The sequence below is a fragment of the Citrobacter sp. KTE30 genome (assembly GCF_000398825.1).
Classification (GTDB): Bacteria; Pseudomonadota; Gammaproteobacteria; order Enterobacterales; family Enterobacteriaceae; genus Citrobacter; species Citrobacter freundii.
The window spans coordinates 3,345,926-3,364,242 of sequence record NZ_KB976055.1; the positions used below are offsets into that span (position 1 = coordinate 3,345,926).

Here is an 18,317-nt window from a genome sequence, read left to right on the forward strand (position 1 = left end):
GATAAGCGCAGTGCCATCAGGCAAAGATATCACTGCTGGGTTTCGACGCGAATAAGATCGGGTGGGAGAGCAACGTTCAGAATGACCGGCTGCCAGGCTTCGCGTTCAGCAAGCTTACGAGAGTATCCACGAGCAATCAGGAATCCGCCCACGCCCCCCAGCACTGCTCCGCTTAATGCCGCAAGATCGGAACCAAACAGTACCTGGAATAGCGCCGCGAAAAGAAACAGTCCCGCCAACGGAGACATGTAGACCAGCATCGCCGAACCAAGCAGGCTACCTTCGGCAATGCCCAGTTCAACTTTTTGACCAGGGGTCAAGGGTTCGTCGCAGGGCACCACGATGGTGTGTGTGGTCTGTGGTCCCAGTTTGTTCAGCACGCGGCTCCCGCATCCGGCCCGGGAAGCACAGCTGCTACATGATGCTTTAACATCACAGCTGACCGTCGCCAGACCATTTTGCCAGGAGACGACCGTCGCCCACTCTTTAATCATTGTGCAGCCCTGAACTTAATATTGTCCGCGATACGCTTCGCCGTTTGCGGCGGAAGCTCACCGACAATAGTGATTTCGGCGTTATCTCGCACGCTAGTGCTAACCGTGCGGCGTCCAGTGCGCAGCAACTGATCGGCGCTGTTTTGCATCGCGCGGTTTACGTTCACGGAGAAACTGAACAGACCATCGGAATAAAGCCGTGATTCGATCGGCATGTTATCCATCGTCGGCAGCGGACGTCGACTGCTGGACACCTCGCTGAAGCCTTGCGGCAACCACGACGGACTCCAGTTGAAGTTGGTTTTCTCACCCGCAGGAACTGACAACAACGGCGGCAGATTGGCTTTCGCCAGCGTCTGCATGCTGTCGCTGACACCGTTGTTAACAGTAAACGCGATGACGCGGAACTGTTCCAGCGTTTCGCCATCACGGTCAAGAAGATCAACACGCATTGGCAGCTTGGTCTCAGTGTCCATCCAAACGATATAGCTGTAACGGGTGCCGTCACGCGCCACAACGCGGATCACTTCACAGAGCCTATCGGCAATACGGGTGCGGCCTACTGAGATAAAATCATAGTAGGGAGCAAGACGTTTGAAGTCGGTGTAAATCAGGGAGGGCAGTGAGTCAACGATATAGTCGCCGTTCAGCGTGAACGGTTCGAGACCTGGCTCAAAATAACTGATTTCGTTGCCACGTTGCACCACTTCCCGGCGCGGACCATCCATTTGCAACAGTTGCGCGAGCGGACGGTTATCCAGGCGGGCATGGCGATAACGTAGGGATTCAACACCCTGCTTATTGATGCTGACAAATGACAGCTCATAGGTGAGCGACTGGCTGGCCAGATTCATCTGCTGCAACAACGCCCCGGACGCAGGATTGGCCGAGGCGTTGACAGAGAAGAACAGGCTACCAGCCACAAGTGACATGGCAAACCAAAGTTGCTTCATTACTGCGATTGCGTTCCTAAAGTTTGAATTCCTGGCACCTGCACAGCGGCTTGCTGTGTCTGGGCCTGCTCAAACTGAAGCTGTTCAGAGTGCAGTCGACGTTGCAGTTCGTAATCCTGCAACATGGCATTAATACGACGACGCTGCTCCTGTACCTGCTGTTGCTGACCGCCGCTGGCCGTCGCGTCAGAAGGTACACCCAGGCTTACCGGACTGGCTTTACCCATCATCGGTAATGTATTAAATACCGGCGTTTCGGGCTGCTGGGACGTTTCAGATTGCCCATTATAGTGCTGGACGCCAACAATAACTGCAAGTGATACACACGCGGCCACACCCATTTGAGTAAGCTGCGCGGCCCACGGACGCATTTTCTTCCAGAACGGCATTTTCTGCCACTGGTGCGGTGCTGGCTGGGCCTCAGGAATCAATGGCGCCGTCTGACGTACCGGCTCATCCTGGATGGCGGCCATTACGCGGGCGGAAATATCGAAATGGAGAACGTCGGCAGTATCACCTCGCATGGAATCGCGAATCAGGTGATAACTCTCCCAGGTTTTTTGCATTTCCGGGTCGTGAGCCAGCTCTTTGAGCAACTCAGTATCCAGCGTTTCGCCATCCATTAAAGCGGAAAGTTTTTCTTTCTGCATGCCTAATACCTTTTCCAGTATCCCGCTATCGTCAACGCCTGATAAGCGGTTGAACTTTATTATCAATAGCTTCCCTCGCTCGGAAGATACGTGAACGCACCGTACCCACCGGACAATCCATGATAGCGGCTATCTCTTCATAGCTCAGGCCATCCAGCTCCCGCAAGGTTATTGCCATGCGTAAATCTTCCGGGAGGGACTCAATAGTTCGGAAAACTATCTGTCTCAGTTCTTCTGACAACATTAAGTTCTCAGGGTTCGAAATTTCTTTCAGCGCACCGCCACTTTCGTAATTTTCTGCTTCAATCGCATCTATATCACTGGAAGGTGGACGACGCCCCTGAGCGACCAGGTAATTCTTCGCTGTATTGACCGCAATACGATACAGCCAGGTATAAAAAGCACTATCCCCCCGGAACGAGTCCAGCGCACGATAGGCTTTGATAAATGCTTCTTGTACTACATCGGGTACATCACCCGATGGTACATAGCGAGAAACCAGACTCGCCACCTTATGCTGATAGCGCACTACCAGTAGGTTAAAGGCTTTCTGATCTCCCTTCTGGACCCGTTCTACCAGGACCTGGTCCGTTAACTGCTCGCTCATCCGAGGTAAAGTCTCCCCAAACCAAATTTCCACGCGCCTTCGAAACGCCACTCCATCAGCTTCACTATGAGCAAGCAAATGCTTAGAGTGCTCAAGTTTCGTAAAGTTCCGTTACGCATTGTTTTTTGTTTGTCATGTTGTAGACAGGTCTTATCTCTCATTATAAGTCTACATAACCCGATCAACGCACTATCTGTACAGAAATGCCCATTTCACCGCTTGCAGAGTAACCCAACGGGCACTTTATTTCATCACATAATCTGGTGCTAACGGCCTGCTTCACAAAATATTTTTGCCTATTTCGCCCTCATCATGTTTTTCTTTCATGTTTAGTCATTGCAACACGTTTAAAAATAAAACGTGCAGTATCGCGCAATGTGGTGCTATGGTGACCAAACACTGTTTAGTAAATTAAACAAAAATCATGAATACGACTCCTGAATTATCCTGTGACGTGCTGATCATTGGCAGCGGGGCTGCCGGACTCTCACTGGCGCTGCGCCTGGCTGAAAAGCATCAGGTTATTGTCCTGAGCAAAGGGCCGGTCAGCGAAGGCTCGACATTTTATGCCCAGGGCGGTATTGCCGCGGTTTTCGATGAAACCGACAGTATCGACTCCCACGTTGAAGATACGCTGATTGCCGGGGCCGGGCTGTGCGATCGCCATGCGGTTGAATTTGTCGCCAGCAATGCCCGTACCTGCGTTCAATGGCTTATCGATCAGGGCGTCTTATTTGATACGCAGGTTCAGCCTAACGGTGAAGAGAGCTATCACCTGACACGTGAAGGCGGTCACAGCCATCGACGTATCCTGCACGCTGCGGATGCTACCGGCAAAGAAGTCGAAACCACCCTCGTCAGCCAGGCACAAAATCATCCCAACATCCGGGTTCTCGAGCGCAGTAATGCTGTCGACCTGATTGTCTCCGATAAAATCGGTCTGCCGGGAACGCGTCGGGTTGTCGGTGCCTGGATCTGGAATCGTAATAAAGAAGCCGTAGAAACCTGCCATGCTAAGTCGGTAGTGCTGGCCACTGGCGGCGCGTCAAAGGTGTATCAATACACCACCAATCCGGATATTTCCTCGGGTGACGGAATTGCAATGGCCTGGCGTGCGGGATGCCGCGTCGCCAACCTGGAGTTTAACCAGTTTCACCCAACAGCGCTGTATCATCCGCAGGCGCGCAATTTTCTGCTGACCGAAGCGCTGCGCGGCGAAGGCGCGCACCTGAAACGCCCGGACGGTTCACGCTTTATGCCCGATTTTGACGAGCGTGGCGAACTGGCTCCCCGCGATATTGTCGCCCGCGCCATTGATCATGAAATGAAGCGCCTGGGTGCAGATTGCATGTTCCTCGATATCAGTCATAAACCGGAAGAATTTGTTCGTCAGCATTTCCCGATGATTTATGAAAAGTTGCTGGGACTGGGCATTGATCTAACCAAAGAACCTGTTCCCATCGTGCCTGCCGCGCACTATACCTGCGGCGGCGTGATGGTTGATGACTTTGGCCGTACCGATGTCGATGGGTTGTATGCGATCGGCGAAGTGAGTTACACCGGCCTGCATGGCGCCAACCGGATGGCATCGAACTCATTGCTGGAGTGTCTGGTTTACGGTTGGTCCGCGGCTGAAGATATCGACAGGCGTATGCCTTATGCACGCGGCGTCAGCACGCTCCCGGGCTGGGATGAAAGCCGGGTAGAAAATCCAGATGAATTGGTTGTTATCCAGCATAACTGGCATGAGCTGCGGCTGTTCATGTGGGATTACGTCGGTATTGTGCGCACCACTAAACGTCTGGAACGCGCCCTGCGCCGTATCACCATGCTGCAACAGGAAATCGACGAGTATTACGCCCATTTCCGTGTGTCGAACAACCTACTGGAGCTGCGCAATCTGGTGCAGGTTGCCGAGCTGATTGTCCGCTGCGCGATGATGCGCAAAGAGAGTCGGGGCCTGCACTACACGCTGGATTACCCAGAACAGCTTCCAGAGGCGGGCCCGTCAATTCTCTCGCCGCTCAGTCATCACATAAACAGATAGAACGCCTGGGTCAGCGCCGTATAACCTTCAGAGTAACGTTGGTCTGGCCCACGGATCACCAGCCTGTCGCTAAAGCACTCCCCGGCCTGCGGGGAGAATGCCAGCAATACCCGATGCGGTAGACGGGCCTCGGTTTCTGCTACATCCGTGCGCAATCGCAGATGCCAGCCCATGCTAAGCGCCTGCTGAGTAAATGCGTTACCAATCTGCTCCGGTAGCACCACACAAAAAAAACCGTCTTCCGTAATGCAGTCCGCCGCCAGCGTAAGCAACGCCTGGTGATCGAGCGAGGTGGTATAGCGGGCCTGCTCGCGCTGCGGTGTAGCGCATTCCACGCCCTGTTCATAATAGGGAGGATTGCTGATTATCAAATCAAAACGCACGGTCTGACGCGGTATCCACTGTTGCGCATCTTCTGTATGAACACTCACGCGATGCATCCACGGAGAGTGCGCGATGTTCTCCTGCGCCTGCTGCGCGGCGTCGACATCAAGCTCCACGGCGTCAATGATGACATTTTCATCAGTGCGCTGGGCCAGCATCAGCGCCAACAGGCCGCTCCCGGTACCAATATCCAGGATCCGCTTTACGCCCGCAACGGGGGCCCAGGCCCCCAATAAAATGCCGTCCGTTCCGACTTTCATTGCACAGCGATCGTGTGCCACAAAAAACTGCTTAAAAGTAAATCCATTACGTTTCAGTACGGATGTAGACTGGGGCATGAAGAACAACCTTCCTGGAAAAAAAACGATAACATAGGATAAAAACAATACCTGAGAAGGTATATCCATACAAACAGATGAAGATTGCAGCCGTAACGTCTATAATCAGCGCCCCACTCAGAGGTAGAACATGACTGTAACGACTTTTTCCGAACTTGAACTCGATGAAAGCCTTCTGGATGCCCTCCAGGAAAAAGGTTTCACTCGCCCGACCGCCATTCAGGCTGCCGCCATTCCGCCTGCGCTCGATGGCCGTGATGTACTCGGTTCTGCGCCGACAGGCACCGGTAAAACGGCGGCATATTTGCTGCCAGCGTTGCAGCACCTGCTCGACTTCCCACGCAAGAAATCCGGTCCGCCGCGCATTTTAATCCTGACGCCAACGCGCGAACTGGCGATGCAGGTTGCTGAACACGCCCGTGAGCTGGCGAAAAATACGCATCTGGATATCGCGACCATTACCGGCGGCGTGGCTTACATGAACCACATGGAAGTCTTTAGCGAAAACCAGGACATCGTGGTTGCCACCACGGGTCGTCTGCTGCAATACATTAAAGAAGAAAACTTCGACTGCCATGCGGTTGAGACGCTAATTCTCGATGAAGCAGATCGTATGCTGGACATGGGTTTTGCCCAGGACATCGAACATATCGCCGGTGAAACCCGCTGGCGTAAGCAAACCATGCTGTTCTCCGCCACGCTGGAAGGCGATGCGATTAAAGATTTTGCCGAGCGTCTGTTGGAAGATCCGGTCGAAGTCTCAGCGGATCCGTCCACCCGCGAACGCAAGAAGATCCATCAGTTTTACTACCGTGCCGATGACATCGAGCACAAAACTGCCCTGCTGATCCATCTGTTAAAACAGCCGGAAGCGACCCGCTCGATTGTCTTCGTACGTAAACGCGAGCGTGTGCACGAGCTGGCAGGCTGGCTGCGCCAGGCGGGCATTAACAACTGCTATCTCGAAGGCGAGATGGTGCAGAACAAACGCAATGAAGCGATCAAACGCCTGACCGATGGCCGCGTGAACGTGCTGGTAGCCACCGACGTTGCCGCTCGCGGGATCGATATTCCTGACGTCAGCCATGTGTTTAACTTCGACATGCCGCGCAGTGGCGATGCCTATCTGCACCGCATTGGCCGTACCGGTCGCGCAGGTCGTAAAGGTACTGCGATCTCTTTGGTTGAAGCGCACGACCATCTGCTTCTCGGCAAAGCGAGCCGCTATATTGACGAGCCGCTGAAAGCACGCGTCATCGACGAACTGCGTCCAACCACGCGCGCGCCAAGTGAGAAATCCAACGGTAAACCATCCAAGAAAGTGCTGGCGAAGCGCGCCGAGAAAAAAGCGAAAGAGAAAGAGAAGCCGCGGGTGAAAAAACGTCACCGCGATGCAAAAAATATCGGCAAACGTCGTAAGCCGAGCGGAGCTGCTACCCAGCAGTCCGACAAAGAGTAAACCGAATGCCGGGCCGTTTAGCCCGGCATTTTTTCACGTGATGCAAAACTCTCTTCAATACACTCAAGAAACACCCGCATCGCCGGGCTAACGACTTTTCCGGCATGATAGCCACACAATGCCGTAATTAACTCAGGTTGTTCACTGTACGGTAATTCAATCAATTCCCCTGAACGTAGCTCCCTCTCAACGGCAAAACGCGGCAAAAAGCTGACCCCAAGATTTGCCGATACGCACTGCTTAATGCTTTCAATGCTACATAACTCAATGGTATTTTCCAGCGTAATCTGTCGTTTACGCAGTAGCCCCTCGAAGCGCTGTCTGAAAATACATTGCGGCTCGTTAATGATAAAACTGCAGGGAATGTGCTGGTTATACTGAGTAAAATTAACGTGCTGGAGCAGCGGCGAAGCAACTAATGCCAGTGACTGATCGCCAAGCGGCATCAACTCAAGGGCATCGTCATTACCCACCCGATAAAACACCCCCAGATCGACCTCATCACTGAGCAACGCATCGCGAATGACATAACAATTGAGTGACTGTAAAGACAACCGCACATGGGGCGCACGTTGTTTAACTCGCTGTAAAACCTGCGGCATTTTATACGCCAGCAGCGTTTCGCCCGTCATTTTCACTGGCGGTTATGGATCCTGCCATCATCCATTGGCTCAGTTGGGCTGGGGCAGCTTATATCCTGTGGCTGGCGCTGAAGATCGCCACCAGCCCGGCTACAAACGATGATTTGCGGTCAGAGCCGATTAGCTTCTGGGCGAGTTTTGGCTTGCAGTTTGTTAACGTCAAAATCATTTTGTACGGCATTACCGCGTTATCCACGTTTGTATTACCGTACACTCAGGACGCACACTGGCTGATTGGGGTGAGTATTCTGTTGGCGCTGATCGGCACCTTCGGAAATGCCTGCTGGGCGCTGGCGGGCCATCTTTTTCAGCGCGTTTTTCGCCGTTACGGCCGGCAGTTGAATATCATTCTGGCGCTGCTGTTGGTGTATTGCGCGGTAAGGATCTTTTACTAACGGATGCAAAAAAGCGGAAGACACACTGGCATCTTCCGCTTTTTGATTCTTTGCTAAACGGGGCTATTCCCCGTGAGCCTTACAGGCTCTCAGTAAAGGTACGAGCGATAACGTCGCGCTGCTGTTCTGGGGTCAGAGAGTTGAAACGCACTGCATAACCAGAAACACGGATGGTCAGCTGCGGATATTTTTCCGGATGCTTAACTGCATCTTCCAGCGTTTCGCGACGCAGAACGTTCACGTTCAGGTGCTGACCACCTTCCACGCGGACTTCCGGCTGTACGTCTACCGGTACTTCACGGTATTCGATTTCGCCCAGTTTGCTGACAGCAACGACTTCATCAGCATTGAAACCTGCTTTCGCAACGATGCAGCGTGCTTCGCCTTTTTCGCTGTCCAGCAGCCAGAAAGAGTTCAGCAGGTCGTCGTTTGCAGCTTTAGTAATCTGGATACCTGTAATCATTTGATGCCTCCCCGGCAAAATTATTTGATCTCGGTTGGCCGTCATCCGGCCAATTGGTAAAACCATTGTTGCTTGAGTGTATATATACCCCTCACACACCCTTGAATCTTTGATTTAAATCAACAAAAACCACACATGAAAAGTGGTGATAGGTGGATTTTATTGTTTTACATCAACTTACGCCGTGTACACAGCTAAACTTTTTACATAAATTTTCAACTATCTTTAAGGGGTAGACCATTGAGAAACGTACAGAATTTTGCGACGTCGAAAGAAGCAGTTAAGCTAGGGGGATTGAAAATTCGCAGGAGAGCGAGATGGCCACCGAATTAACCTGGCACGATGTGCTGGCTGAAGAAAAACAGCAGCCTTATTTTGTTAACACACTGCATACTGTTGCCGGCGAGCGTCAGTCAGGAATGACAATTTATCCGCCGCAAAAAGATGTGTTTAACGCGTTTCGTTTTACCGAGCTTGGTGACGTGAAAGTTGTCATCCTGGGTCAGGATCCTTACCACGGCCCAGGCCAGGCACACGGTCTCGCGTTCTCTGTTCGTCCGGGGATTGCCACTCCACCTTCGTTGCTGAACATGTACAAAGAGCTGGAAGCAACAATTCCCGGCTTCACCCGCCCCACACACGGATATCTGGAAAGCTGGGCACGCCAGGGGGTACTGTTACTCAACACCGTACTCACCGTTCGCGCCGGTCAGGCACATTCTCACGCCAGCCTTGGATGGGAAACATTTACCGATAAAGTCATCAGCCTGATTAACCAACATCGGGAAGGCGTGGTTTTCCTGCTCTGGGGTTCTCACGCACAGAAGAAAGGCGCGATTATTGATGCGCAGCGTCACCATGTGTTGAAAGCGCCCCACCCATCACCACTCTCTGCGCATCGCGGTTTCTTTGGTTGCAATCACTTTGTACTGGCGAATGAATGGCTGGAACAACGAGGTGAAAAACCGATTGACTGGATGCCGGTATTACCCGCAGAAAGCGAGTAAAAAAATGCCAGCGATTCGCTGGCATTTTTATTATCAGGCTTTGTTCTGACGCCACCACTCCGCGAGCAAAACGCCGGTCGCGACAGAAACATTGAGCGTTTCTACCTTGCCGGTACCGTCAATCGCCACGCACAGGTCGTCGGCTGAACATGCTGCTTCTGGCAGAGCTTCACGCTCACGCCCTAATACCAGCACCATTTTTTCCGGCAGCGTGGTAGTAAACAGCGGTTTACCTTTCACGCTTGAGGTCATCACTACCGTGTAACCCGCGTTACGGAAATCGTCCAACACATCGACAATGCTGTCACCGGTAATCGGCTGAACATGCTCTGCTCCACCTTCAGCAGTACGGATAGCCGCCCCCGATTCCAGCAGCGCCGCATCCTGAACCACCACGCCTTTCACACCGAAGTGCGCGCAGCTACGCATCATACCGCCCAGGTTATGCGGGTTAGCGATATCTTCCAGTGCCAGCACGCAATCCTGCGCCCCTGCCTGACCGACCCACTGCTTAACGGTAGTACCGTTACGTTTTTTGATCAGGAAACAGACGCCACCGTGGTGTTCGGTGCCTGAGGCTTTCGCCAGCTCGGCTTCGTCAACCACGTGATAGGCTTTGCGGTTTGCCGCCATCCAGCGTAATGCTTCTTTAAAACGCGGGGTTACGCTCTGAACAAACCAGGCGCGGACGATAGCGTCCGGACGACTCTGGAACAGAGCCTGACAGGCATTCTCACCGTAAACGCGGGTTTCTTCCGCGCGCTGACGGCGTAATACTTCAGGATCGATAAAGCTCTTACCGCTAATACCGCCGTGATCGGCTTTATCCGCTGCGTCATCATTCGGTGCGCGGGACACGGTACGCCACGGTGAATCTTCACGTCTGCGGTCGCGTTCTACATCGCGGTCACGCCCGCGTTCACGACCACGTTCGCTGTTCGGACCCTTTCGTTCATCACGGGCAGGGCGACGACCGCCTTCGGCTCGGGAAGTACCGGGGCGACCGCCGCCTTTGCCAGTACGTGGATTTTGGGTGCGTTTATCCGAGTCATCGTCACTGCGGACGTACATCACTTTGACCTTGCCGTTTTTGTTCTTCAGTTCGTCGCTCATGTTTTTCTCCACCTGCTCTGCGCGAAGCGCGCAGATTACCCGATGTGCACGTCGTTAGCCATTATTTCATTTAAAAGCTAAGGACTATTGTACTCATTGAATAAAACGCATTGTTGTTTAGAACAGACTCTCCGATAATATGTAACATAATAGAAACATACTGGCGTTTATGCCGTGAAGTCCACTCCACTCATCCAGAGGTTAGTTATGAATACCGTTTGTACCAGCTGCCAGGCTATCAACCGCATCCCTGACGATCGTGTCCAGGAAGCGGCTAAATGCGGACGCTGTGGTCACGACCTGTTTGATGGGGAGGTGATCAATGCGACCGGTGAGACACTGGATAAACTGTTAAAAGACGATCTCCCGGTGGTCGTTGACTTTTGGGCCCCCTGGTGTGGTCCATGTCGTAACTTCGCCCCGATTTTTGAAGATGTCGCGGAAGAGCGTAGCGGCAAAGTGCGTTTTGTTAAAGTGAATACGGAAGCCGAGCGTGAACTCAGCGCCCGTTTCGGTATCCGCAGCATTCCGACCATCATGATCTTCAGAAAAGGTGAAATCGTCGACATGCTTAACGGCGCTGTACCAAAAGCCCCGTTTGATAGCTGGCTTAACGAATCATTATAATCTCTACGGGGCGCATCTTGTGCCCCGTTTTCACCTCTGCGACAATAGCGTTTTTCAACGTGTTTCCCCATGACCGATAACGCTGTTCTTCAGTTACGCGCTGAGCGCCTCGCGCGCGCCACGCGTCCTTTCCTTGCCCGAGGTAATCGCGTTCGCCGCTGTCAACGCTGCCTGCTGCCGCAGAAGCTCTGCTTGTGCGCAACTCTGGCGCCCTCTGAGGCAAAAAGTCGCTTTTGTCTGGTGATGTTTGATACCGAGCCGATGAAGCCCAGCAACACGGGGCGTTTAATTGCCGATATTCTGCCCGATACCACGGCTTTTCAGTGGTCACGTACCGAGCCGCCGCAGGCGCTGCTGGAACTGGTGAAAAATCCGGATTACCAGCCGATGGTTGTATTCCCGGCCTCCTATGCGGGTGAAGAGCGTGAGGTGATTTTCACGCCACCAGCCGGTAAGCCCCCATTGTTTATCATGCTCGACGGCACCTGGCCTGAGGCGCGTAAAATGTTCCGCAAAAGCCCGTACCTCGATAACCTGCCGGTGATCTCTGTTGATTTATCACGCCTTTCTGCTTACCACCTGCGTGGCGTTCACGCCGAAGGGCAATATTGCACAGCCGAGGTGGCCATCGCCTTGTTGGATCTGGCGGGAGATACGCAAGCCGCAGAAGGGTTAAGCGATCATTTTACTCGCTTTAAAACCCGCTACCTGGCAGGAAAAACTCAACATCAGGGAAGCGTCACAGCAGATTCATCAGAAAACGTTTAAAATCATTCGGTCACTGGTGTCATTAAGGAAGCCGATATGAGTCAGCGTGGTCTGGAAGCACTATTGCGACCGAAATCCATTGCGGTGATTGGGGCGTCAATGAAGCCTAATCGCGCAGGTTACCTGATGATGCGTAACCTGCTTGCTGGCGGTTTCAATGGACCTGTTTTACCGGTGACGCCCGCATGGAAAGCGGTGTTGGGCGTACTGGCGTGGCCCAATATCAACAGCCTGCCTTTTAGCCCCGATCTCGCCGTGTTGTGCACCAATGCCAGCCGTAACCTGGCATTACTCGAAGCACTTGGCGAGAAAGGTTGTAAAACCTGCATTATTCTCTCAGCACCCTCGGCGCAGCACGCGGAGCTGCTGGCCTGCGCATCACGCTACAACATACGTCTTCTGGGTCCCAACAGCCTGGGACTTCTCGCACCCTGGCAAGGACTTAACGCCAGCTTTTCCCCCGTCCCGATTAAGCGCGGCAAGCTGGCTTTCATCTCTCAATCCGCCGCCGTGTCCAATACCATACTCGACTGGGCACAGCAGAGAGAAATGGGCTTTTCTTACTTTATCGCGCTGGGTGATAGCCTGGATATCGACGTTGATGAGCTACTGGATTACCTGGCACGCGACAGTAAAACCAGCGCGATATTGCTGTATCTCGAACATTTAAGTGATGCCCGGCGCTTTGTTTCCGCCGCCCGTAGCGCCTCGCGCAATAAACCTATTCTGGTGATTAAGAGCGGTCGCAGCCCTGCAGCGCAGCGTTTACTGCATACCAGCGCCGGGATGGACCCTGCGTGGGATGCAGCTATTCAGCGCGCCGGTTTACTGCGCGTACAAGACACTCACGAGCTGTTCTCAGCAGTCGAAACCTTGAGCCACATGCGTCCACTACGTGGCGACAGGCTAATGATCATCAGCAATGGGGCCGCGCCTGCCGCACTGGCATTAGATGAACTGTGGTCAAAAAATGGCAAGTTGGCGACGTTGAATGAAGACACCTGCCAGAAATTACGCGATGCCTTGCCTGAACATGTTGATATCGCCAACCCACTGGATCTGCGTGATGACGCCAGCAGCGAACACTACGTTAAGACGCTGGATATTTTGCTCGCCAGCCAGGATTTCGACGCGTTGATGGTGATTCATTCACCCAGCGCAGCCGCTCCCGGAACCGAAAGCGCACAGGCATTGATTGAAGCGGTAAAGCATCATCCCCGAGGAAAATTCGTCTCGTTGCTGACCAACTGGTGCGGAGAGTTTTCCTCACAGGAAGCACGCAGACTGTTTAGCGAAGCCGGATTACCAACCTACCGCACGCCTGAAGGCACTATCACTGCATTTATGCATATGGTGGAGTACCGGCGTAACCAGAAGCAACTGCGTGAAACGCCTGCGCTACCCGACAATCTGACCACCAACACCGCCGAAGCGCATAATCTGTTACAACAGGCGATTGCAGAAGGCGCAACGTCGCTGGATACTCATGAAGTTCAGCCTATTTTACAGGCCTATGGCTTACATACACTGCCGACCTGGATCGCCAGCGACAGCGCAGAGGCCGTACACATCGCGGAGCAAATCGGCTACCCGGTGGCGCTCAAGCTGCGTTCTCCTGATATCCCGCATAAGTCGGAAGTTCAGGGGGTAATGCTCTACCTGCGTACAGCAACAGAAGTGCAGCAGGCTGCCAATGCAATTTTCGATCGGGTAAAAATGGCCTGGCCGCAGGCACGCATTCACGGTTTATTAGTACAAAGTATGGCGAATCGCGCTGGTGCTCAAGAACTTCGCGTCGTCGTTGAACACGACCCGGTATTTGGTCCGTTGATTATGCTGGGTGAAGGTGGTGTTGAGTGGCGACCGGAAGAGCAAGCCGTGGTGGCCTTGCCGCCATTGAACATGAATCTGGCGCGTTATCTGGTGATCCAGGGGATCAAAAATAAAAAGATCCGCGCTCGCAGCGCACTGCGTCCGCTGGATATCGCCGGGTTGAGCCAACTTCTGGTGCAGGTCTCCAACCTGATCGTCGACTGCCCGGAAATTCAGCGTCTGGATATTCATCCGCTGCTGGCCTCCGCCGAAGAATTTACCGCGCTGGACGTTACGCTGGATATTGCCCCTTTCGCGGGTGATAACGAAAGCAGACTGGCTGTACGTCCATACCCCCATCAGCTTGAAGAGTGGGTGGAGTTGAAGAACGGCGAGCGCTGTCTGTTTCGCCCCATTTTACCGGAGGATGAACCTCATCTACAGCAGTTCATTTCTCAAGTGACAAAAGAAGATCTTTATTATCGCTATTTCAGTGAGATCAATGAATTTACCCACGAAGATTTAGCCAATATGACGCAGATCGACTACGATCGGGAAATGGCTTTTGTTGCGGTGCGTTGTAAAGATAATCACGAAGAGATCCTCGGCGTAACGCGAGCAATCTCGGATCCTGATAACGTAGATGCTGAGTTTGCCGTACTGGTTCGTTCCGATCTCAAAGGGCTTGGACTGGGTCGCCGATTGATGGAAAAATTAATTGCATATACCCGAGATCACGGACTTATACGTTTGAATGGTATTACGATGCCAAACAATCGTGGGATGGTCGCCCTGGCCCGAAAACTCGGGTTTGTTGTTGACGTCCAGCTCGAAGAGGGAATTGTTGGGCTAACGCTTAATCTGGCCCAATGTGAGGAATCGTGAGTAAGGTACTGGAAATGTTGACCACATTAATGGGTACTGGTGGTATCATTGCCCGCTTATGTCGTCTGCATAGCACAGAGGACCCTTCAATGAACAGAGAAGAAATGCACTGTGATGTTGTCAAAATTTAAGCGTAATAAACATCAACAACACCTTGCCCAACTACCCAAGATTTCTCAGTCAGTTGATGATGTAGATTTCTTTTATGCTCCCGCTAATTTCAGGGAGACTCTGCTGGAAAAAATAGCCAGCGCGACGCGACGGATCTGCATTATTGCGCTGTACCTGGAACAGGATGACGGTGGTAAAGGCATACTTGACGCTCTCTATGCGGCAAAACGGCAGCGTCCTGAACTGGATGTCCGGGTACTTGTCGACTGGCACAGAGCTCAGCGCGGTCGTATTGGGGCTGCGGCATCCAATACTAATGCTGACTGGTATTGCCGAATGGCGCAAGAAAACCCTGGTATCGATATTCCTGTTTATGGCGTTCCGATTAACACCCGTGAAGCGCTTGGCGTCCTGCATTTCAAAGGCTTTATTATCGATGACAGCGTCCTGTACAGCGGGGCCAGTCTGAACGATGTTTACCTGCATCAGCATGATAAATATCGCTATGACCGTTATCAGTTGATTCGCAATGCGCAAATGGCCGATATCATGTTCGATTGGGTTACGCAGAACCTGATAAAGGGTCGCGGCGTTAACCGCCTTGATGATATCAACCGACCTAAAAGCCCGGAAATTAAAAACGATATCCGCCTGTACCGCCAAGAACTGCGTGATGCGTCATTCCATTTTCAGGGTGATGCTGATAACGAACAGCTTTCGGTTACGCCTCTGGTGGGCCTTGGGAAATCCAGTCTGTTAAATAAGACCATTTTCCATCTTATGCCCTGCGCGGAGCACAAACTCACAATCTGTACCCCTTATTTCAACCTGCCCGCCATACTGGTGCGCAATATCATTCAACTGCTGCGTGAAGGGAAAAAGGTTGAAATCATTGTCGGTGATAAAACCGCCAACGACTTTTTCATTCCAGAAGATGAGCCATTCAAGATCATCGGCGCGCTGCCTTATCTGTATGAAATAAATCTGCGCCGTTTCCTGAGCAGATTGCAGTATTACGTGAATACCGACCAGCTGGTCGTACGCCTATGGAAAGATGATGACAACACCTATCATCTGAAAGGTATGTGGGTTGATGATAAATGGATGCTGCTCACCGGCAACAACCTTAACCCTCGCGCCTGGCGTCTGGATCTGGAAAACGCCATCCTTATCCACGATCCTAAGCAAGAGCTGACTCCCCAGCGCGATAAAGAGCTGGAGCTTATCCGTACGCATACTACCGTCGTTAAGCACTATCGCGACCTGCAAAGTATTGCTGACTATCCAGTCAAAGTGCGTAAGCTCATTCGTCGACTACGCCGTATTCGTATCGACAGATTAATTAGCCGTATTCTGTAATCAAGACCCCGTCCAGTGACGGGGTTTTTCATATGGAGGCAACGGTGCGCCTGTTCATTCTTACCAGCATCCTGGCCATTTCTGGCTGCAGCCACATGGCTAACGACCAGTGGAGTGGGCAAGACAAAGCTCAACACTTCATCGCCTCCGCCATGCTTGCCGCAGCCGGCAATGAATATGCCCAACATCAGGGCAACAGCCGCGATCGCAGTGCGGCTATCGGCCTGATGTTCTCAGTCAGCCTGGGCGCGTCAAAAGAACTGTGGGACAGCCGTCCCGCAGGGAGCGGCTGGAGCTGGAAGGACTTCGCCTGGGATGTTGCAGGCGCGTCTACCGGCTATGCGGTCTGGCAACTGGCACATTACTAGAGGCGCAGACCTTTCCCCTTCCCATGCAACATCAGCGATACTAAAAACGCGACAACTGCCAGCGCGGTGACGTACCAGAAGAATGTCGTTTCCATACCGACAGACTTCAGGGATAACGCCACATATTCAGCTGAGCCACCAAACAGGGCATTAGCCACCGCATAAGATAAGCCAACTCCCAGAGCGCGCACCTGCGCCGGGAACATCTCAGCCTTCAAAATACCGCTGATTGACGTATAGAAACTCACGATTAACAGGGCACTCATCACCAAAGCAAACGCCATATACGGGGATGTTACGCTTTGCAATGCTGTCAGAATGGGAACAGTGAAAATCGCAGCCAACGCGCCAAAACACAGCATTGAAGTACGCCGGCCAATCTTATCTGACAAAGCGCCGAACAGCGGTTGAACCAGCATGAACACACACAGTGCCGCCGTCATAATCCCGCTGGCTACGTTGGCATGCATACCAGCTGTATTGACCAGGTATTTCTGCATGTAGGTTGTGAACGTGTAAAAACACAACGAACCCGCGGCGGTAAAGCCAAGCACCATGACAAAGGCTTTGCGATTACGCCACAGACCTTTCAGGGAACCTGCTTCTTTCAGCGCGCGAACGTCCTGTTTCGAGGTTTCATCCAGTTGGCGACGCAGCCATAGCGCAACAATAGCCAGCACGGCGCCCAACGCAAATGGAATACGCCACCCCCACGCTCTGAGCGCAGAGTCTTCTAACGTGTGCTGTAATATGACCACAACCAACAATGCCAGTAACTGCCCGCCGATTAACGTCACGTACTGGAATGAAGCATAAAAACCTTTCTTACCTTCAACGGCAACTTCACTCATATAGGTCGCGCTGGTTCCGTATTCACCACCTACAGATAACCCCTGGAATAGTCTGGCCAGCAGTAATAACGCAGGGGCCCAGGTACCGATAGTTTCATATCCCGGTAGACAAGCGATCACCAACGATCCCATACACATCATACAAACGGACAGCAACATGGACTTTTTACGCCCGTGCTTATCCGCAATACGGCCAAACAACCAGCCTCCAATTGGTCGCATCAAGAAGCCTGCGGCAAACACGCCGGCGGTTTGTAAGAGTTGTGTGGTGGTATTTCCTGATGGGAAAAAGATATGAGCAAAATAAAGAGAACAGAAAGAGTAGATATAGAAATCAAACCATTCGACCAGATTCCCTGATGATGCTCCGACAATCGCCCATATACGACGGCGGGTATCGCCGTCTGCCAGCGCCCCGTTCTCAGTTACACTACTATCAGCCATTAGAATTGTACCCCTGCCAACGATCGCATGAATTTATCAATGATGGTTGTGTGTTTTTTAGTGAATTAAATGTTATATAATTGTTATATATTATTATGCAGGAAAGATCACGATTTTAATTAGCAGAGAAAGGATTCAGATATGTTCGAGGGAGAGATCCGTGTAGTAGATCGAGACAGTGTGCTTTTGTTAGTCGATTAAGGCGGTTACGTCGAATCCAGCAATCTGCCGCCGGAATTGCGTGATGCGCTACGCTTATCAGGCCTGCACAATCAATACGTTCAGCCCGGCGGTTTTTACCCCGCACACACGCAAAAAAGCCCATCCGTCAGGATGGGCTTCTTCACTTTAATTGATGCCTGGCAGTTCCCTACTCTCGCATGGGGAGACCCCACACTACCATCGGCGCTACGGCGTTTCACTTCTGAGTTCGGCATGGGGTCAGGTGGGACCACCGCGCTACAGCCGCCAGGCAAATTCTGTTATTAACCCGCTTTTCGCCGGTTAATGTTATCTGTATCAAGCTGAATGTCGTCTCTTC

At 52.3% G+C, this 18,317-nt stretch carries 17 protein-coding genes, 1 rRNA gene and 2 pseudogenes; 9 read left to right on the top strand and 11 right to left on the bottom strand.

From position 1 onward, the window contains the following. Positions 1 to 29 precede the first annotated feature (29 nt). From rseC to rseD, 5 genes are read right to left on the bottom strand one after another with little or no spacing between them, the layout of a single operon-like run. Positions 30 to 494: a SoxR-reducing system protein RseC gene (gene rseC / locus WC1_RS07175; protein WP_003037576.1), complete on the bottom strand. Its 465-nt coding sequence runs from the start codon at positions 492 to 494 to the stop codon at positions 30 to 32. Beyond that, positions 491 to 1,447, bottom strand: a complete 957-nt coding sequence (gene rseB, locus WC1_RS07170; RefSeq protein WP_003847063.1) for a sigma-E factor regulatory protein RseB — start codon at positions 1,445 to 1,447, stop codon at positions 491 to 493. The genes rseC and rseB overlap by 4 nt, the downstream gene beginning before the upstream one ends. Then, complete coding sequence (gene rseA / locus WC1_RS07165) at positions 1,447 to 2,097, bottom strand: anti-sigma-E factor RseA (RefSeq protein ID WP_003037574.1); 651 nt, start codon at positions 2,095 to 2,097, stop codon at positions 1,447 to 1,449. Before rseA ends, rseB begins: the two co-directional genes overlap by 1 nt. Positions 2,098 to 2,128: 31 nt before the next feature. After that, positions 2,129 to 2,704 (bottom strand): RNA polymerase sigma factor RpoE, encoded by a 576-nt coding sequence (gene rpoE, locus WC1_RS07160; RefSeq protein ID WP_003037573.1) that lies wholly within the window; start codon positions 2,702 to 2,704, stop codon positions 2,129 to 2,131. Beyond that, complete coding sequence (gene rseD, locus WC1_RS24765) at positions 2,701 to 2,865, bottom strand: rpoE leader peptide RseD (protein ID WP_049259737.1); 165 nt, start codon at positions 2,863 to 2,865, stop codon at positions 2,701 to 2,703. Before rseD ends, rpoE begins: the two co-directional genes overlap by 4 nt. A gap of 263 nt (positions 2,866 to 3,128) precedes the next feature. Here rseD and nadB point away from each other — a divergent pair, with 263 nt between their 5' ends. Further along, complete coding sequence (gene nadB / locus WC1_RS07155) at positions 3,129 to 4,751, top strand: L-aspartate oxidase (RefSeq protein WP_003037572.1); 1,623 nt, start codon at positions 3,129 to 3,131, stop codon at positions 4,749 to 4,751. On the opposite strand, the gene trmN is transcribed toward nadB, so the two are convergent. Continuing rightward, positions 4,736 to 5,473, bottom strand: a complete 738-nt coding sequence (gene trmN / locus WC1_RS07150; protein WP_016150783.1) for a tRNA(1)(Val) (adenine(37)-N(6))-methyltransferase TrmN — start codon at positions 5,471 to 5,473, stop codon at positions 4,736 to 4,738. The genes nadB and trmN overlap by 16 nt on opposite strands. A 130-nt stretch (positions 5,474 to 5,603) precedes the next feature. Here trmN and srmB point away from each other — a divergent pair, with 130 nt between their 5' ends. Continuing rightward, the gene (gene srmB / locus WC1_RS07145; protein ID WP_003037569.1) at positions 5,604 to 6,932 is read left to right on the top strand and encodes an ATP-dependent RNA helicase SrmB; all 1,329 of its coding nucleotides are present in this window, start codon (positions 5,604 to 5,606) and stop codon (positions 6,930 to 6,932) included. Between the two features lie 17 nt (positions 6,933 to 6,949). On the opposite strand, the pseudogene WC1_RS07140 reads toward srmB, so the two are convergent. After that, positions 6,950 to 7,561 (bottom strand): annotated as a pseudogene (locus tag WC1_RS07140) (substrate-binding domain-containing protein); the annotation flags it as partial. Here WC1_RS07140 and eamB point away from each other — a divergent pair. After that, a pseudogene (eamB, locus tag WC1_RS07135) lies at positions 7,561 to 7,968 on the top strand (cysteine/O-acetylserine transporter); the annotation flags it as partial. The pseudogenes WC1_RS07140 and eamB overlap by 1 nt on opposite strands. A gap of 79 nt (positions 7,969 to 8,047) precedes the next feature. On the opposite strand, the gene grcA reads toward eamB, so the two are convergent. Then, the gene (gene grcA, locus WC1_RS07130; RefSeq protein WP_003037563.1) at positions 8,048 to 8,431 is read right to left on the bottom strand and encodes an autonomous glycyl radical cofactor GrcA; all 384 of its coding nucleotides are present in this window, start codon (positions 8,429 to 8,431) and stop codon (positions 8,048 to 8,050) included. 317 nt (positions 8,432 to 8,748) lie between these two features. On the opposite strand from grcA, the gene ung reads away from it, so the two are divergent. Further along, positions 8,749 to 9,438, top strand: coding sequence for a uracil-DNA glycosylase (ung, locus tag WC1_RS07125; protein ID WP_003037561.1), 690 nt, complete (start codon positions 8,749 to 8,751; stop codon positions 9,436 to 9,438). A 33-nt stretch (positions 9,439 to 9,471) separates the two neighbouring features. Here ung and WC1_RS07120 read toward each other — a convergent pair whose 3' ends face one another. Continuing rightward, entirely contained in the window at positions 9,472 to 10,551 is a 1,080-nt protein-coding gene (locus WC1_RS07120) for a tRNA/rRNA methyltransferase (RefSeq protein ID WP_003037560.1), read from the bottom strand. A 207-nt stretch (positions 10,552 to 10,758) separates the two neighbouring features. Here WC1_RS07120 and trxC point away from each other — a divergent pair, with 207 nt between their 5' ends. The 5 genes from trxC to WC1_RS07095 all read left to right on the top strand — a co-directional run bounded on the left by trxC (position 10,759) and on the right by WC1_RS07095 (position 16,481). After that, positions 10,759 to 11,178 carry a thioredoxin TrxC gene (gene trxC / locus WC1_RS07115; protein WP_003037559.1) on the top strand — a complete coding sequence of 140 codons (420 nt, stop codon included), beginning with the start codon at positions 10,759 to 10,761 and terminating at the stop codon, positions 11,176 to 11,178. 69 nt (positions 11,179 to 11,247) lie between these two features. Then, positions 11,248 to 11,946 carry a tRNA-uridine aminocarboxypropyltransferase gene (gene tapT, locus WC1_RS07110; protein WP_003835347.1) on the top strand — a complete coding sequence of 233 codons (699 nt, stop codon included), beginning with the start codon at positions 11,248 to 11,250 and terminating at the stop codon, positions 11,944 to 11,946. 36 nt (positions 11,947 to 11,982) lie between these two features. Then, positions 11,983 to 14,643, top strand: a complete 2,661-nt coding sequence (gene pat, locus WC1_RS07105) for a bifunctional acetate--CoA ligase family protein/GNAT family N-acetyltransferase (protein ID WP_003037556.1) — start codon at positions 11,983 to 11,985, stop codon at positions 14,641 to 14,643. Positions 14,644 to 14,757: 114 nt separating this feature from the next. Continuing rightward, on the top strand, positions 14,758 to 16,113 hold the full coding sequence (gene pssA / locus WC1_RS07100; protein WP_008319601.1) for a CDP-diacylglycerol--serine O-phosphatidyltransferase: 1,356 nt from the start codon (positions 14,758 to 14,760) through the stop codon (positions 16,111 to 16,113). Positions 16,114 to 16,145: 32 nt separating this feature from the next. Beyond that, positions 16,146 to 16,481, top strand: a complete 336-nt coding sequence (locus tag WC1_RS07095; protein WP_153687927.1) for a YfiM family lipoprotein — start codon at positions 16,146 to 16,148, stop codon at positions 16,479 to 16,481. On the opposite strand, the gene WC1_RS07090 is transcribed toward WC1_RS07095, so the two are convergent. Both WC1_RS07090 and rrf read right to left on the bottom strand, forming a co-directional pair. After that, positions 16,478 to 17,776: an MFS transporter gene (locus tag WC1_RS07090; protein WP_016150786.1), complete on the bottom strand. Its 1,299-nt coding sequence runs from the start codon at positions 17,774 to 17,776 to the stop codon at positions 16,478 to 16,480. The genes WC1_RS07095 and WC1_RS07090 overlap by 4 nt on opposite strands. A 357-nt stretch (positions 17,777 to 18,133) precedes the next feature. Continuing rightward, positions 18,134 to 18,249: ribosomal RNA gene (gene rrf, locus WC1_RS07085) — 5S ribosomal RNA — on the bottom strand. Between the last annotated feature and the right edge of the window lie 68 nt (positions 18,250 to 18,317).

Bases quoted from the DNA above. Each gene is read 5' to 3' on its own strand.
- ung (WP_003037561.1), top strand. From the start codon at position 8,749: ATGGCCACCGAATTAACCTGGCACGATGTGCTGGCTGAAGAAAAACAG.
- rseA (WP_003037574.1), bottom strand. From the start codon at position 2,097: ATGCAGAAAGAAAAACTTTCCGCTTTAATGGATGGCGAAACGCTGGAT.
- trmN (WP_016150783.1), bottom strand. From the start codon at position 5,473: ATGCCCCAGTCTACATCCGTACTGAAACGTAATGGATTTACTTTTAAG.
- trxC (WP_003037559.1), top strand. From the start codon at position 10,759: ATGAATACCGTTTGTACCAGCTGCCAGGCTATCAACCGCATCCCTGAC.
- tapT (WP_003835347.1), top strand. From the start codon at position 11,248: ATGACCGATAACGCTGTTCTTCAGTTACGCGCTGAGCGCCTCGCGCGC.
- WC1_RS07090 (WP_016150786.1), bottom strand. From the start codon at position 17,776: ATGGCTGATAGTAGTGTAACTGAGAACGGGGCGCTGGCAGACGGCGAT.
- WC1_RS07120 (WP_003037560.1), bottom strand. From the start codon at position 10,551: ATGAGCGACGAACTGAAGAACAAAAACGGCAAGGTCAAAGTGATGTAC.
- srmB (WP_003037569.1), top strand. From the start codon at position 5,604: ATGACTGTAACGACTTTTTCCGAACTTGAACTCGATGAAAGCCTTCTG.
- nadB (WP_003037572.1), top strand. From the start codon at position 3,129: ATGAATACGACTCCTGAATTATCCTGTGACGTGCTGATCATTGGCAGC.
- rseC (WP_003037576.1), bottom strand. From the start codon at position 494: ATGATTAAAGAGTGGGCGACGGTCGTCTCCTGGCAAAATGGTCTGGCG.
- pat (WP_003037556.1), top strand. From the start codon at position 11,983: ATGAGTCAGCGTGGTCTGGAAGCACTATTGCGACCGAAATCCATTGCG.
- pssA (WP_008319601.1), top strand. From the start codon at position 14,758: ATGTTGTCAAAATTTAAGCGTAATAAACATCAACAACACCTTGCCCAA.
- rpoE (WP_003037573.1), bottom strand. From the start codon at position 2,704: ATGAGCGAGCAGTTAACGGACCAGGTCCTGGTAGAACGGGTCCAGAAG.
- WC1_RS07095 (WP_153687927.1), top strand. From the start codon at position 16,146: ATGGAGGCAACGGTGCGCCTGTTCATTCTTACCAGCATCCTGGCCATT.
- rseD (WP_049259737.1), bottom strand. From the start codon at position 2,865: ATGAGAGATAAGACCTGTCTACAACATGACAAACAAAAAACAATGCGT.
- grcA (WP_003037563.1), bottom strand. From the start codon at position 8,431: ATGATTACAGGTATCCAGATTACTAAAGCTGCAAACGACGACCTGCTG.
- rseB (WP_003847063.1), bottom strand. From the start codon at position 1,447: ATGAAGCAACTTTGGTTTGCCATGTCACTTGTGGCTGGTAGCCTGTTC.